Origin of the sequence: Kitasatospora sp. NPDC005751, assembly GCF_040630835.1 — a bacterium.
Lineage (GTDB): Bacteria > Actinomycetota > Actinomycetes > Streptomycetales > Streptomycetaceae > Kitasatospora.
In genome coordinates this window covers 203,835-218,466 of sequence record NZ_JBEXYC010000002.1, presented here as the reverse complement: position 1 = coordinate 218,466, position 14,632 = coordinate 203,835, and the positions used below count along the sequence as shown (strand labels likewise).

Sequence of the window (14,632 nt, the reverse complement as noted above, 5' to 3'; positions counted from 1 at the left end):
GAGGACGAAAAGGCATAGGTGCGATGCCGTCGTCCGACCTACGCTCGGCCCGGGAAGAAGAAGCAGCAGCACAGCGCAGGCTCAACAGTTACACAACCCTCATTCCGAGGGCGCGGCCCCGACGGCGGCGCCCCGATCCAGCCCTCCCCGGGTCCGCCTCGGCGTACCCGGTTTCAAGTTTCCGGCCGGGTCGTCCGCCCGTCGGCCACGCGTCCTCGCTGATCAATGACGAAGAGGTCATCGTGGCAGCGGAGATCATCCACAGCAGCACCCAGGACACCGTCGATCCGGTCGATGCCGTTTTCGCGCTCCACCGCGGCGGCAAGATGGAGGTCCGGGCGACCGTTCCGGTGCGCGACGCGGACGACCTGTCCCTCGCCTACACCCCCGGTGTCGCACGGGTCTGCACGGCCATCGCCGAGCAGCCGGAGCTGGTGAACGACTACACCTGGAAGGCCAACACGGTCGCCGTCGTCACCGACGGCACCGCGGTGCTGGGCCTCGGCGACATCGGCCCGGAGGCCTCGCTGCCCGTCATGGAGGGCAAGGCCATCCTGTTCAAGCAGTTCGGCGGTGTGGACGCGGTGCCGATCGCGCTCGCCTGCACCGGGGTGGACGAGATCGTCGAGACCGTCGTCCGGCTGGCGCCCTCCTTCGGCGGCGTCAACCTGGAGGACATCTCCGCGCCCCGTTGCTTCGAGATCGAGCGCCGCCTCCAGGAGGCGCTGGACATCCCGATCTTCCACGACGACCAGCACGGCACCGCGATCGTCACCACCGCGGCGCTCTGGAACGCGGCCCGGGTGACCGGCCGGGAGATCGGCACCCTGCGGGCCGTCATCTCCGGCGCCGGCGCGGCCGGGATCGCGATCGCCAAGATGCTGGTCGCCGCCGGCATCGGCGACGTGGCGGTCTGCGACCGCCGGGGCGTCGTGTACGAGGGCCGCGGCGACCTGACCGACGTCAAGGCCGAGATCGCCGCGCAGACCAACCGGACCGGCGTCAAGGGCTCGCTGGCCGACGCGCTGGCCGGCGCCGACGTCTTCATCGGCGTCTCCGGCGGGACCGTGCCGGAGGAGGTCGTGGCCACCATGGCCGAGGGCGCCTTCATCTTCGCGATGGCCAACCCGAACCCGGAGATCCACCCGGAGGTCGCGCACAAGTACGCGGCGGTCGTCGCCACCGGTCGCAGCGACTTCCCGAACCAGATCAACAACGTGCTGGCCTTCCCCGGCATCTTCGCCGGCGCCCTCCAGGTCCGGGCGACCCGGATCACCGAGGGCATGAAGCTGGCCGCCGCCAAGGCGCTGGCCGGTGTGGTCGCCGACGAGCTGACGCCGCAGAAGGTGATCCCCTCGCCGTTCGACGAGCGGGTCGCCCCGGCCGTCACCAAGGCCGTCGCCGAGGCCGCCCGGGCCGAGGGCGTCGCCCGGCGCTGACGCCCGGGCCGGGAGCGCCCCCTGCGGCGGGGGCGCTCCCGGCCGGCTCCGCGCTCCCGGCCGAACCCGGGACGCGCGTCACAGCCACAGCCTGTTCCGGGCCCCGGCCGACGCCGCTATCGTCCGGACCATGTTTGCTGCCTATGCCGCACGAATCGACGCCGACGACCCGCTGAGCGGGCTGGAGCTGGGCGAACTCCCCGAACCGCAGGCGCGTCCCGGGTGGAGCGTGGTCACGGTCAGGGCCGCCAGCCTCAACCACCACGACCTCTGGTCGCTGCGCGGGGTCGGCCTGCCCGCCGGGAAGCTGCCGATGATCCTCGGCTGCGACGCCGCCGGTGTCGACGAGCACGGCAACGAAGTGGTCGTCCACTCGGTGATCGGCCAGAGCGGCCACGGCGTGGGCCCGGACGAGCGGCGCTCCATCCTCACCGAGCACTACCAGGGCACCTTCGCCCAGCGGGTGGCGGTGCCGACCTGGAACCTGCTGCCCAAGCCGGCCGGGCTCAGCTTCGAGCAGGCCGCCTGCCTGCCCACCGCCTGGCTGACGGCCTACCGGATGCTGTTCACCAACGCCGGGGTGAAGCCCGGCGACACCGTGCTGGTGCAGGGCGCCGGCGGCGGTGTGGCGACCGCCCTGATCGTCCTCGGCAAGGCCGCCGGACTGCGGGTCTGGGTCACCGGCCGGGACGAGGCCAAGCGGGCCCGGGCCGTGGAGCTCGGCGCCGACGCCGCCTTCGAGAGCGGCGCCCGGCTGCCCGAGCGGGTGGACGCGGTGATGGAGACGGTCGGCGCCGCGACCTGGGCGCACTCGGTGAAGTCGCTGCGCCCGGGCGGCACCGTGGTCATCTCCGGGGCCACCTCCGGCCCCAACCCGAAGACCGCCGAGCTGAACCGGATCTTCTTCCTGGAGCTCAGGGTGGTCGGCTCGACCATGGGCACCAAGGAGGAGCTGGCCGGGCTGCTCTCGCTCTGCGCCACCACCGGCGTCCGGCCGCAGATCGACTCGGTGCTGCCGCTCGCCGAGGCCCGGGAGGGCTTCGCCCGGCTCGCCGGGGGCGACGTCTTCGGGAAGATCGTGCTCACCCCCTGAACGCCGGCGGGCCGGCGCTCCCGGGGGAGCGCCGGCCCGCACGGACCCGTCGGCCCGGTCAGCCCAGCAGGCGGCGCAGCCGCTCGCCGGCCGTGCCCAGCACCGAGCGGGCCTCGGCCAGCCGCTCGGGCGTCACCCCGCCGTCCCGGGCCGCGTCGCGGACCTGGTCCCGGAAGCGGTCGAGCAGCCGCTCCAGCTCGCGGGCCGGATCACCGGCCGGGTCGGTCGCGGTCCAGGCCGGAAGGTCGGCCGGGGCGGTGCCGGCCGGCTCGTCCTTGTCGAGGTCGATCCGGGTGACCCTGACCTTCTCGGCGGATGCGTCGGCGTCCTGCGCCGGGTGGCCCCAGCGGGCGGCGTCGGCCAGCCCGGCCAGACCCTTGGTGAGTTCGGAGAGCCCCTCGGCCAGTCCGGTCGGCCAGTCGCCGCGGGCCGCGTGGTCGCGGACCTGCTGCTCGACCCGGCGCTTGATCCGCAGCGCCTCCTGCTGGGCGGCCGTCCGCGCCGCCCGGGACTGCTCGCGGAGCCTGCGGGCCTCCTCCTCGGCGGCCTTCGCCTTGGCCTTGGCCGCCTTCTCCTGCTCCTTGGCGCGCTTGGCCTGCTCCTTGGCCTGCTTCTTGAACTGGGCGAACTCGTCCTTGGCGCGCTGCCAGGCGTCCTTGTCCCCCCAGGGGCCGGCCCACGGGTCCCCGCTCTCGGCGCCCTCCGGGCGGGGCGCCTGCTTCGCCGCCCCCCACAGCTCCTCGCGCAGGCTCCGGGCGCCGTCCCGGACGTCCTCGCGGATCGCCCCGGCGAGCTGGGCCACCGAGTCGCGGATCTCCAGCTCCAGCTCGTCCAGCTCGCCCTGGCGGGCCGCCAGCTCGCTCCGGCCGGCCTCGGTGAGCCGGTAGACCTTGCGGCCGCCCTCGGTGCTCTGCGTCACCAGGCCCTCCTGCTCCAGCTTGGCGAGCCGGGGGTAGACGGTGCCGGCCGAGGGCGCGTACAGGCCCTGGAAGCGCTCCTCCAGGAGGCGGATGACCTCGTAGCCGTGCCGCGGTGCCTCGTCGAGCAGCTTCAGCAGGTAGAGGCGAAGGCGGCCGTGGCCGAAGACGGGGGTCATCTCAGACCTCCTTGGTGAGGTCGGGGCCGGTGCCGAGGTCGGGGCCGGCCGGGAGTTCCTTGACGATCACGGGGCCGTCGTCCTCGGCCTCCGGCCGGCGGAGCACGGTGACGGCGCCGGAGACGGTGGTCACCACCAGGTTGCCCCGGCCGTCGCCGAGCTTGCCGGAGAGCCGCTTGGCGCCCCAGGAGCCGCCGACCTTGAGCTGCTCGAAGGTGCTGGTGACGTCCCCGCTGTTGGTACCCGCCTCGACCTTGGTGTCGACCAGCGAGGGCAGCCGGACGCCGACCGAGCCGCTCACCGTGGTGACCCGGATCTCCGACGGGGTGGCCACGTCGAGGTCGAGGGTGACGTCCCCGTTGACCGAGTGGACCTGCACGTTGTCCGAGGTGCCGGCGACCAGGGTGACCTGCCCGGAGGCGGTGTTGACCTTGAGGTCGCCGGAGAGCGACTGGGCGTCGACGTCCCCGGAGACGGTGTGGGCCTCCGTCCGGCCGGTCAGGCCCACCAGGGTGGCGTCGCCGCTGGCGCTGTGCACCGAGACCGGCGCGGTGATGCCGGAGACGGTGGCGCCGGCCGAGACGGTGCCGGCCTTGACCTTGGCGCCGGCCGGTACGGCCAGCGAGACCACGGCCCGGCGGGTGCGCCGCAGCCCGCCGAAGAACGACTTGATGGACTGCACCGACTTGACCGACTCGCCGAACTCGCTCCAGCTGAGGTCCTTGTAGGTGACCGTCAGCACCCCCTCGGCGAGGGTGACCTGAAGGGGCTCGCCCTCCAGCTCGGTGACCTCCAGCCGGGCCGGGCCCTCGGTGGCCACCACGTTCACGGCGCCTCCGACGATCCGTACGTGGAGGGCGTCGACCTCCCCGTCGATGGTGATCCTGTCGGGGCCCTCGACCGTCCACTGGCTCATGTCTGCCGCCTCCCGTTACGACTCGCGATGTATCGCGTCCTCTTCCAAAGACGATATATCGCGTGACGGCGAAGTCAAGGGATCCGGCCCCGAGGGCGCCCCGGAGAGCGACCCGGAACGAACCCCGAGACGCCCCCTACGGGGCGCGGCACGCGAAGGGCCCGGGAGGCGGGTGCCTCCCGGGCCCTTCGGTCACGGTCTACCGCGTCACTCGTCGTCCTCGTCGTCGAGCCGGGCCAGCCAGGTGGCCAGCCGCTCGACCGGGATCTCGAAGTCCGGGTTGAGGTCGACGAACTCGCGCAGGCGCTCGGCCAGCCACTCGAAGGTGACCTCCTCGTCGCCGCGCCGGTTCTGCAGCTCCTCGATGCCGCGGTCGGTGAAGTACACGGGTTCGCTCCGGTCCGGTGGGGATTCGACCTGGTCAGGATAGTCCGGGCGGGCGCCCGGTCAGCTGGCCCGCCAGGTGCTCACGGTGAGCTTGACGGCGCCGGTGGTGCCGTCGGCGATCTCGACCACCGCGATGGCGATGTTGCGGGTGAGCCGGTCGCGGACGCAGAGCAGGCGTCCGGGCGAGACCCGGTTGAAGGACAGGTCGGTGTCGGGCCGCGAGTCGATCGCGATCGCGCACTGCTCCGGGGTCACGCTGGCCTCGGTGATCACCGCGAAGTCGGACTTGTCGTCCCCCGCCGTGGTGAAGGAGTTGGCCTTGCTGCTGCTGCCGGTGGCGTTCAGCCCCAGGCCCCACTTGAGGTCGTTGCCGCGCGGCACGACCGTCCCGCCGTCCAGGTCGATCCGGTAGGAGTCGTAGTACGCCTCGGTGCCGGGGATGGCCAGCGGCTTCTTGTCGAGCAGCGGCGTGTAGCCGACCGGCCGGGCGGGCGCGGTCACGCCGTTGCTGGTCGTGGCCGACGGCGCGGCCGTCACCTTCCCGGCGGACGACGGGGTCGGCGAGGGGCTGTGCGAGCCGGCCGCCCCGGCGTCCGCGGTCTGCGACGGCAGCGGCTGGGGCTGGTTGCCGGGGCTCTGCTGGGCGGTGCTCGCGCTGTCGTTCTTCTTGTCGTCGTCGCCGAGCTTCTTCACCAGCACCACGCCGCCCGCGGTGCCGCCGAGGGCCATCACCAGGGCGACCACCAGCAGGACCTTCCAGGAGACGCCCTTGCGCCGGGGCTCGGGCGCCGGGGTGTCCGTCACCACCGGGCCGGGCGGCGGGGTGTCGTAGGACGGCGGCTCCTGGCGCAGCTGAACGGTCGGCGGCGAGGGCAGCACCGGCGCGGTGGGGGCCTCGTAGCCGGGCTGCGGAGGGCCGTACGCGCCGAGCGGCGGCGGGGTGAAGCCCGGCGGCGGGGTGACCGGCTGCGGCCGGGGGGTGCCGAAGTCCGGCACGCCGAAGGAGGCCGCGGTGGCCGGGTGGGTCGGCGGCGCGAAGGGCTGCGGCGGGGTGGTCGGCGGGCCGCTCGGAGGCGCGGTGGGCGCGGCCGGCAGCGGGGTCGGTGGGGTCTTCGGCAGGTCCGAGCGGCGGGTGATCTCGGTGTTGACCTGCCGGGGCAGCCAGTCGTCGGCGAACCGCAGCTGCCCGCCGACCGACGGGTGGTTGCGGGCGATCTCGATGATCTCGGCGGGCTTCGGGCGGTCCTCGGGGGACTTCGCCAGGCAGCGCATGATCAGCTCGCGCAGGTCGGCCGGCACGGCGTCCAGGTCGGCCTGCTCGTGCACCACCCGGTAGAGCACGGCGGTGTCCGGGCCGTCGCCGAACGGCGCGGTGCCGCCGGCCACGTACGCGGCCAGCGCGCCGAGCGCGAAGACGTCGGTGGCCGGGGTGACCGGGCGGCCCTGGGCCTGCTCCGGCGACATGAAGGCGGGCGAACCGATCCGGTAGCCGGTGCCGGTCAGCGCGGTGGCGTCGGCGGCCCGGGCGATACCGAAGTCGATCACGCGCGGACCGTCGCCGGCCACCAGCACGTTGGCCGGCTTGAGGTCGCGGTGCACCACCTCGACGCTGTGGATGGCCTGCAGCGCCTCGGCGATGCCGCCCATCAGCAGCAGCACGGTGCGCACCGGCAGGGCGCCGTTCTCACGGACCACCTGCTGCAGCGACGGGCCCGGCACGTACGCGGTGACCAGCCAGGGGGCGTCCGAGTCCAGGCCGCCGGAGTCGATCACCTGGGCCGTGTAGAGGCCGTGGATCCGCTGGGCGTTGCTGACCTCCTGCGCGAAGCGGCGGCGGAACTCGCCGTCCTCGGCGAACTCCGGGCGGACCACCTTGAGCGCCACCGGACGGCCGCCCGGGGTGTACGACAGGTAGACCCGGCCCATGCCGCCGGCGCCGAGGCGGGCGAAGAGCCGGTAGCCGCCGACCTCGCGCGGGTCGTCCGGGTGCAGCGGCTGGAAGACCGGCGGGAGCGGCGAGGCCGTGGCGTCCCGTGGTGTGTCGGCGGTCATGTGGTGATCCCCCTGGGAGAGCGGTGAGGTCATCCGGTCGGTCACGGGCGCGGTGAGGGCGCCCGGGCATCGGTCCGGCGAGGCATAACCTACCGACCCGTCAGCTGTGCTCGCAGGTCGGTGGCCGTTTGGTTGCAGAGCTGGAACCTTGGCACGGCGCCGTCACACGGGCCGCGGGACACCGGAACGGCCCCGGCCCCCGCGCGGTGTGCGCGGGGGCCGGGGCCGTTCGAGCCCGACCGGAGCCGGGGCGGGCTCAGATGGTGAAGATCTCCTCCAGCAGCGCCTGCTGCTCGGCGGCGTGACGCTTGGCCGAGCCGACCGCGGGGGCCGAGGAGGCCGTGCGGGCGACGCGGCGCAGCCGCGGCGAACCGTTGGCACTGCGGCCGATGACGACCTGCAGGTGGTCGACCAGGTTCATCGCGATGAACGGCCAGGCACCCTGGTTGGCCGGCTCCTCCTGCGCCCAGACGAACTGGACGTCGTCGCCGTAGCGGGCCAGCTCCTCCTGGAGCTCGGCCACCGGCAGCGGGTAGAGCCGCTCGACCCGGACGATCGCGGTGTCGGTGACCCCGCGCTCGGTACGGGCCGCCTCGACGTCGTAGTAGAACTTGCCTGCCGTGATGACGACCTTGCGGACGTTCGCCGGGTCGACGGTGGTGTCACCGATGACCGGGCGGAACGAGCCGGACAGGAACTCCTCGGTGGCACTCGCCGCGGCCTTCAGACGCAGCATCGACTTCGGGGTGAAGACGACCAGCGGCTTGTGGTGCGGGTTGTGCGCCTGCCAGCGCAGCAGGTGGAAGTAGTTCGACGGCAGGGTCGGCATGGCGACCGTCATGTTGTTCTGCGCGCACAGCTGCAGGAAGCGCTCCGGGCGGGCGGACGAGTGGTCCGGGCCCTGGCCCTCGTAGCCGTGCGGCAGCAGCAGGGTGACGCCGGAGTGCTGGCCCCACTTCTGCTCGGCGGAGGCGATGTACTCGTCCACCACGGTCTGCGCGCCGTTGACGAAGTCGCCGAACTGCGCCTCCCACATGACCAGCGAGTTCGGCCGCGTCAGCGAGTAGCCGTACTCGAAGCCCATCGCCGCGTACTCGGACAGCAGGCTGTCGTACACGGTGTAGCGGGCCTGGTCCTCGGTCAGGTACAGCAGCGGGGTGTAGTCCTCGCCGGAGACCCGGTCGATGAGCACCGCGTGGCGCTGGCCGAAGGTGCCGCGGCGGCTGTCCTGGCCGGCGAGGCGGACGGGGTGGCCCTCCATCAGCAGCGAGCCGATGGCGAGGGTCTCGCCCATCGCCCAGTCGATGGTGTTGTCCTCGACCGAGGCGGCCCGGCGCTGCAGCTGCGGCAGCAGGCGCGGGTGGACGGTCAGCCAGTCCGGCAGGTTGACCTGCGAGGCGGCGATCCGCTTCACCATCTCCTGGGAGATGCCGGTCTGGATGTTGACCGGGAAGTCCGCCTGCGGCTTGCCGTTGGAGGCCGGGGCCGGCGTCTGGGCGGCGTCGCGGACCTCGGCGAAGACCTTCTCCAGCTGACCCTGGAAGTCCTGGAGCGCCTGCTCCGCCTCTTCCATGGTGATGTCGCCGCGACCGATCAGGCCCTCGGTGTACAGCTTGCGCACCGAGCGCTTCTTGTCGATCAGGTCGTACATCAGCGGCTGGGTGAACGACGGGTTGTCGGCCTCGTTGTGACCGCGGCGGCGGTAGCAGATGAGGTCGATCACGACGTCCTTGTGGAACGCCTGACGGAACTCGAAGGCGAGCCGCGCGACGCGGACCACGGCCTCCGGGTCGTCGCCGTTCACGTGGAAGATCGGCGCCTCGATCATGCGGGCCACGTCGGTGCAGTACATCGACGAGCGGCTGCTCGCGGGCGCGGCGGTGAAGCCGACCTGGTTGTTGACCACGACGTGCACGGTGCCGCCGGTGCGGTAGCCGCGCAGCTGCGACATGTTCAGGGTCTCCGCGACGACGCCCTGGCCGGCGAAGGCCGCGTCGCCGTGGATCTGGATCGGCAGCACCGGGAAGGTGGTGCCGCCCTGGTCCAGGATGTCCTGCTTGGCGCGGGCGATGCCCTCGACGACCGGGTCCACGGCCTCCAGGTGGGAGGGGTTCGCGGCGAGCGAGACCTTGATGGTCTCGCCGTCCAGGCCGGTGAAGGTGCCCTCGGAGCCGAGGTGGTACTTCACGTCGCCGGAGCCGTGCATCGACTTCGGGTCGAGGTTGCCCTCGAACTCGCCGAAGATCTTGCCGTACGGCTTGCCGACGATGTTGGCCAGCACGTTGAGGCGGCCGCGGTGGGCCATGCCGATGACGGCCTCGTCCAGGCGGTGCTCGGCCGCCGAGTCGATGGTCGCGTCCAGCAGCGGGATGAGCGACTCGCCGCCCTCCAGCGAGAAGCGCTTCTGCCCGACGTACTTGGTCTGCAGGAAGGTCTCGAAGGCCTCGGCCGAGTTCAGCCGGCGCAGGATGCGCAGCTGCTCCTCGCGCTCCGGCTTGGTGTACGGCTTCTCCAGGCGCTCCTGCAGCCACTTGCGCTGCGTCGGGTCCTGGATGTGCATGTACTCGATGCCGACCGTGCGGCAGTACGTGTTGCGCAGCAGGCCGAGGATGTCGCGCAGCTTCATCATCCGCTGGCCGCCGAAGCCGCCGACCGCGAACTCACGCTCCAGGTCCCACAGGGTGAGGCCGTGCGTGGTGACGTCCAGGTCGGGGTGCTTGCGCTGCTTGTACTCCAGCGGGTCGGTGTCGGCCATGAGGTGGCCGCGGACCCGGTAGGAGTGGATCAGCTCGATGACGCGGGCGGTCTTGTTGACCTCGTCGTCGTGCGTGGTGGCCACGTCGGTGGCCCAGCGGACCGGCTCGTACGGGATCCGCAGCGACTCGAAGATCTCGTCGTAGAAGCCGTTCTCGCCCAGCAGCAGCCGGTGGATCTCGCGCAGGAACTCGCCGGACGCCGCGCCCTGGATGACGCGGTGGTCGTAGGTCGAGGTCAGCGTCATGATCTTGGAGACGCCCAGCCGGGACAGCGTCTCCGGGGCGGAGCCCTGGAACTCGGCCGGGTACTCCATGGCGCCGACGCCGACGATGGTGCCCTGGTTCTGCATCAGGCGCGGCACGGAGTGCACGGTGCCGATGCCGCCGGGGTTGGTCAGCGAGACCGTGACGCCGGTGAAGTCGTCCATGGTCAGCTTGTTGGCGCGGGCCCGGCGGACGATGTCCTCGTAGGCCTGCCAGAAGCCGAAGAAGTCGAGGGTCTCGGCCTTCTTGATCGCCGCGACCACGAGCTGGCGGTCGCCGTTCGGCTTCACCAGGTCGATGGCCAGGCCCAGGTTCACGTGCTCGGGCTTGACCAGGTACGACTTGCCGTCCTTCACCTGGTAGCTGTGGTTCATGCCCGGCGAGGCCTTGATGGCCTGGACCAGGGCGTAACCGATCAGGTGCGTGAAGGAGACCTTGCCACCGCGGGCGCGCTGCAGGTGGTTGTTGATGACGATGCGGTTGTCGATCAACAGCTTGGCCGGCACGGCGCGCACGGAGGTCGCCGTCGGCACCTCCAGCGAGGCGTCCATGTTGGTCGCCACCGCCTTGGAGGGGCCGCGGAGCTGGACCAGCTCGGGGCCGGTCTCGGCGGGCGCGGCCGGCGCCGGAGCGGCGGCCTTCGGGGCCGGGGGCGCGGCAGGAGCTGCGGCGAGGGGCGCGGGCGCCGGGGCCGCGGCGGCGGGCGCTGGCGCGGCCGGTGCGGCGGGGGCGGGCGCGGCCGGAGCAGCAGCGGCGGGCGCGGGGGCGGCAACGGGGGTCGGCGTGGGGCCGACCTGGGTCGCGGCCTGGGTCACTGGGGTCACCTCGGTACCGGGCTTGTAGTCGGCGAAAAAGTCCCACCAGGCTCGGTCGACCGAGTTCGGGTCCTGGAGGTACTGCTGGTAGATCTCGTCGACGAGCCACTCATTGGGGCCGAAGCCAGTGGAGCTTGCCGAGCTGTTGGGGGTTTCTTGGGACTGTGGCGACACGGCGGCAACCGCCCTCTTCCGCTTCCTTTTGGGATGTTTGGACAGCGGGGATTAAGGCTACGCCCCTGACCAGTGATCGCGCAGTCCCCAGGGCTCAGGCGTCGCCCAGATCACAGTCCTGACCTGCAGGTTGGCTGAAAATGTGCGTTAGAAAGCCGCCTCGGATGGGAAGCGATCGCTTCCGATCAGCCGCTATATATGGATGAAACCGGACAAATCATAGTCCGGAGCCGCCTGGATCGTCCGTCCACGTCTGTGTCGCTTCTGTGACATGCGGGCGACGTCCGATCGACGCGGGAGGGTGCCCGGGGCCGCCGAGCGGACCCCGGGCGGGCGCTACCGCGGGCCGGGCAGCCGGACCTCGATCCGGCAGCCGGGGGAGGCCTCCGCCACCTCGATCCGCCCGCCGTGCAGGTCCACCGCCCAGCGGGCGATGGCCAGCCCCAGACCGGTGCCGCCGTCGGAGCCGGGCCCCTGGGCGGTGGCGGTGCCGCTGCGGCTGAACCGCTCGAAGACCCGGGTGCGGTCGGCCGCCGGGATGCCCGGCCCCTCGTCCTCGACCTCCAGCAGCAGCGCGCCGGGCTCGCCGCCGGGCCGGGCCCGGACCGTCACGGTGCCGCCGGGCGGCGAGTGCTTGCAGGCGTTGTCGACCAGGTTGGCGACCACCTGGTGGAGCCGCTCGGTGTCCGCCACGCCGGTCAGGCCGACCGGGCTGACCTCCAGGGCCAGCCGGACGTCCCCGCGCCGGGAGAAGGCCCCGCCGGCCGTCGCGCCGTCCACGGTGACCCCGCGCAGCACGCCGTCCAGGAACTCGCGCACCTCGAAGGGGCGCGCGTCCAGGTCCACCACGCCGTCGTCGATCTTGGACAGGTCGAGCAGGTGGGTGACCAGCCGGCCGAGCCGTTCGGTCTGCTCCAGGGCGGCGCCCAGGGTCGCGGGATTGGGTTGGACCACGCCGTCCACCACGTTCTCCAGCACGGCGCGCAGCGCGGCGATGGGCGTGCGCAGCTCGTGGGAGACGTTGGCGACCAGCTCCCGGCGGTGCCGGTCGGCGGCCTCCAGGTCGGCCGCCATGTGGTTGAAGGTGGCCGCCAGCTCGCCGATCTCGTCCCGGGAGCTCACCTCGACCCGGCGGCTGTAGTCGCCGGAGGCCATCGCGCGGGCGGCGGCGGTCATGTCGCGCAGCGGGGCGGTCAGCCCGTGCGCGAGGAACTGCATGAAGAGCAGCGAAGCGATCATGGAGAAGACCATGATGATCCGGATCTGCGTCTCGGAGCGGATCGCCACCACGACCATGCCGGTGGCGAGGAAGACCGAGACGATCACCAGGAGGGCGAGTTTGCCCTTGATCGAGCGGACCGGGTCGAGCGGCCGGATGTCGGCCCACACCCGGTGGGCGGCGCGGGCGGCCAGCGTGGGCCGGACGCCGTCGGCGTCGCCGTTGCGTTGCTGTGGAAAGGTCATTGGTCCCCTGTGATCCCCGCGGGTCCGCGCGGCGGTTCGGGACACGGGCCCCCCGGAGGCCCGGTGCCCGAGGCGCCGCTAGGAGAGCGGGGCCTCCAGCGCGTAGCCGACCCCGTGGACGGTGCGGATCCAGCTGGCGCCGATCTTCCGGCGCAGCGCCTTGACGTGGCTGTCCACGGTGCGGGTGCCGGACGCGTCCGTCCAGTCCCAGACCTCGGCCAGCAGTTGCTCGCGGGTGAGTACCGCCCGCGGCTGTGCGGCCAGGCAGGCGAGCAGGTCGAACTCGGTCGGCGTCAGGTGGACGTCGCCCGAGGCCAGCCGGACCCGGCGCTGCACGTGGTCGATCTCCAACTCGCCGAAGCGCAGCGAGCCGAGCGCCGGTGTGCGGGCCGCCTGCTGGGCACGCTCGACGCGGCGCAGCAGGACGTTGACCCGGGCCGCCAGCTCCCGCATGGAGAACGGCTTGGTCATGTAGTCGTCGGCGCCCACGCCGAGGCCGACCAGGAGGTCCGTCTCGTCGTCACGCGCGGTCAGCATCAGGACCGGTACCGGGCGTTGGGCCTGGATCCGGCGGCACACCTCAAGGCCGTCGAAGCCGGGCAGCATGATGTCGAGCACGACCAGGTCGGGCTGCCAGGTGTGGAACCCGTCGACCGCGCCCGGGCCGTCGTGGGCCACGGCGACCTTGAAGCCCTCCGCGCCCAGCCGGGCCGCGATCGACTCGGCGATCGTGGGCTCGTCCTCCACCACCAGCACTCTGCGCTGGCTGCTCACCGTGCCGCCGCTGTTCTGGTTGTCCTGCTGAATTTCTGTCACGGTCACGCCACCGCCCCCAGGGCTGCGGGCCGGCCACCTGTGGGGATGGCGAGGCTCCGCTCGTAGTCTTGTTCCGTCGTGGACTGTGCCGGGTCCGCCGTCCCGTAGCGCGTGCGGAGTCGGAGGACAGGTGTGGACTGCCCACCGCTCCCGCACACTTCGCAGCGTACGGACACCCGGTGCTTCCCGGCAGGTGGACCGGATGTTTCCGGCCCGTGGGCCGGCCGTCCGGCCGCCCGTCGGACCCACTCGGAAGTGGGCACGGGCCAGTACCTTACCCGCCGATTTTTCACTGCGTAACGGTACGTATGCACTCCAGTTGACGACAAGCCGCCGGTCAGAGCCGCTACTCGTGCGTAGACGGAGTGCAGGTCTGTACCAATCGTGGAGTCGCGCGCCGCATGATGTTCACGGGGTATTCCCAGCTGGCTCCCAGGACCCCGAAGTACCGTGGTCACGACAAGTCGCACAGGTGGGATTTCCGGCGCGCGCCGGTACGTTGAGCACCGGACGGGGGCCGGAGGCTGCGGGTCTGGAGCGGAGGCGGCATGGCGGAGCTGCGGAGGAACGCTGTGGTGAGCGGGCCGCGTCCGGGGCCGCCGTACGGGATGCTCCGGTTCGGCCTGCGGACCGGCCTGGCCGCCTGGGTGCTCGCCCGGGTGCCGACGCCCCGGCGCAACCCCTTCGCGCTCGGCTACCTCGCCGTGGTCGTGGCCACCACCACCTTCGCCGGGCTGGCCGACCCGGGCCTCGTGCTCCGGCTGCAGGAGGCCTCCAGCTCGGACGGGCACAACCTGGTCCACCACCCGCTGCGCGCCCTGCTGTTCAGCGGCTTCTGGGTGGCCGGGACGATCTGGATGCCCTACCTCTGGGCCTTCGCCTTCACCGTCGCGCCGCTGGAGCGCCGGGTGGGCGCCGTCCGGGCCGCGGCGGTCTTCGGGATCGGGCACGTCACGGCGACGGTGCTCTCCCAGTCGGTGGTGATCACCGCCGTGGCGACCGGCCGGATGGAGCCCCGCGCGCTGGACTGCCTGGACATCGGGGTCAGCTACGGCGTGCTGGTCAGTCTCGGTGCGCTGGCCGGGCTGCTGCCGCCGCGCGGGCGGCTGCTCGCGCTCGGCGGCGCCGCCGTCCTGGTCGCCGAGCAGATCGCCGGCGACCGGGACCTGGTGACCGGGGTCGGCCACCCGGTGGCGCTGCTGACCGGGGTCGCGCTCTGGCGCTGGCTGCGGAACGGGCCCGGCCCCCGGTGGCGGCGCCCGGAGGCGGCGGCCGTCGGCGCCACGGGCCCGGCGCAGGCCCAGGGGGCGACCGCCCTGCTGGACCGCGCGTAACTCCCGGGTGCTCCGGGGGGCGGTGC

General features: G+C 72.6%; 10 protein-coding genes. 3 read left to right on the top strand and 7 right to left on the bottom strand.

Going from position 1 to position 14,632, the window contains the following annotated elements:
* Positions 1–242: 242 nt before the first annotated feature.
* Both ABZ497_RS03640 and ABZ497_RS03635 read left to right on the top strand, forming a co-directional pair.
* On the top strand, positions 243–1,439 hold the full coding sequence (locus tag ABZ497_RS03640) for an NADP-dependent malic enzyme (protein WP_329489567.1): 1,197 nt from the start codon (positions 243–245) through the stop codon (positions 1,437–1,439).
* Positions 1,440–1,569: 130 nt separating this feature from the next.
* The gene (locus ABZ497_RS03635; RefSeq protein ID WP_352293130.1) at positions 1,570–2,532 is read left to right on the top strand and encodes a zinc-binding dehydrogenase; all 963 of its coding nucleotides are present in this window, start codon (positions 1,570–1,572) and stop codon (positions 2,530–2,532) included.
* Between the two features lie 58 nt (positions 2,533–2,590).
* Here ABZ497_RS03635 and ABZ497_RS03630 read toward each other — a convergent pair whose 3' ends face one another.
* The 7 genes from ABZ497_RS03630 to ABZ497_RS03600 all read right to left on the bottom strand — a co-directional run bounded on the left by ABZ497_RS03630 (position 2,591) and on the right by ABZ497_RS03600 (position 13,272).
* Entirely contained in the window at positions 2,591–3,628 is a 1,038-nt protein-coding gene (locus ABZ497_RS03630) for a PadR family transcriptional regulator (RefSeq protein WP_359803195.1), read from the bottom strand.
* A 1-nt stretch (position 3,629) separates the two neighbouring features.
* Entirely contained in the window at positions 3,630–4,544 is a 915-nt protein-coding gene (locus ABZ497_RS03625; RefSeq protein ID WP_329489570.1) for a DUF4097 family beta strand repeat-containing protein, read from the bottom strand.
* Between the two features lie 207 nt (positions 4,545–4,751).
* Positions 4,752–4,931 carry a DUF6104 family protein gene (locus tag ABZ497_RS03620; RefSeq protein ID WP_063347844.1) on the bottom strand — a complete coding sequence of 60 codons (180 nt, stop codon included), beginning with the start codon at positions 4,929–4,931 and terminating at the stop codon, positions 4,752–4,754.
* A 60-nt stretch (positions 4,932–4,991) separates the two neighbouring features.
* On the bottom strand, positions 4,992–6,983 hold the full coding sequence (locus ABZ497_RS03615; protein ID WP_359803193.1) for a protein kinase: 1,992 nt from the start codon (positions 6,981–6,983) through the stop codon (positions 4,992–4,994).
* Between the two features lie 256 nt (positions 6,984–7,239).
* The gene (locus ABZ497_RS03610; protein ID WP_329489572.1) at positions 7,240–10,992 is read right to left on the bottom strand and encodes a multifunctional oxoglutarate decarboxylase/oxoglutarate dehydrogenase thiamine pyrophosphate-binding subunit/dihydrolipoyllysine-residue succinyltransferase subunit; all 3,753 of its coding nucleotides are present in this window, start codon (positions 10,990–10,992) and stop codon (positions 7,240–7,242) included.
* Positions 10,993–11,328: 336 nt separating this feature from the next.
* Positions 11,329–12,456 carry an ATP-binding protein gene (locus ABZ497_RS03605; RefSeq protein WP_359803191.1) on the bottom strand — a complete coding sequence of 376 codons (1,128 nt, stop codon included), beginning with the start codon at positions 12,454–12,456 and terminating at the stop codon, positions 11,329–11,331.
* Between the two features lie 78 nt (positions 12,457–12,534).
* Positions 12,535–13,272, bottom strand: a complete 738-nt coding sequence (locus ABZ497_RS03600) for a response regulator transcription factor (protein WP_209411241.1) — start codon at positions 13,270–13,272, stop codon at positions 12,535–12,537.
* A 575-nt stretch (positions 13,273–13,847) separates the two neighbouring features.
* On the opposite strand from ABZ497_RS03600, the gene ABZ497_RS03595 reads away from it, so the two are divergent.
* On the top strand, positions 13,848–14,606 hold the full coding sequence (locus tag ABZ497_RS03595; RefSeq protein WP_329489574.1) for a rhomboid-like protein: 759 nt from the start codon (positions 13,848–13,850) through the stop codon (positions 14,604–14,606).
* The last annotated feature ends 26 nt before the right edge of the window (positions 14,607–14,632 follow it).

What these genes read in the sequence shown, in the direction of transcription:
- ABZ497_RS03635 (WP_352293130.1), top strand. Translation starts at nt 1,570, where the DNA reads ATGTTTGCTGCCTATGCCGCACGAATCGACGCCGACGACCCGCTGAGC.
- ABZ497_RS03630 (WP_359803195.1), bottom strand. Translation starts at nt 3,628, where the DNA reads ATGACCCCCGTCTTCGGCCACGGCCGCCTTCGCCTCTACCTGCTGAAG.
- ABZ497_RS03625 (WP_329489570.1), bottom strand. Translation starts at nt 4,544, where the DNA reads ATGAGCCAGTGGACGGTCGAGGGCCCCGACAGGATCACCATCGACGGG.
- ABZ497_RS03615 (WP_359803193.1), bottom strand. Translation starts at nt 6,983, where the DNA reads ATGACCGCCGACACACCACGGGACGCCACGGCCTCGCCGCTCCCGCCG.
- ABZ497_RS03605 (WP_359803191.1), bottom strand. Translation starts at nt 12,456, where the DNA reads ATGACCTTTCCACAGCAACGCAACGGCGACGCCGACGGCGTCCGGCCC.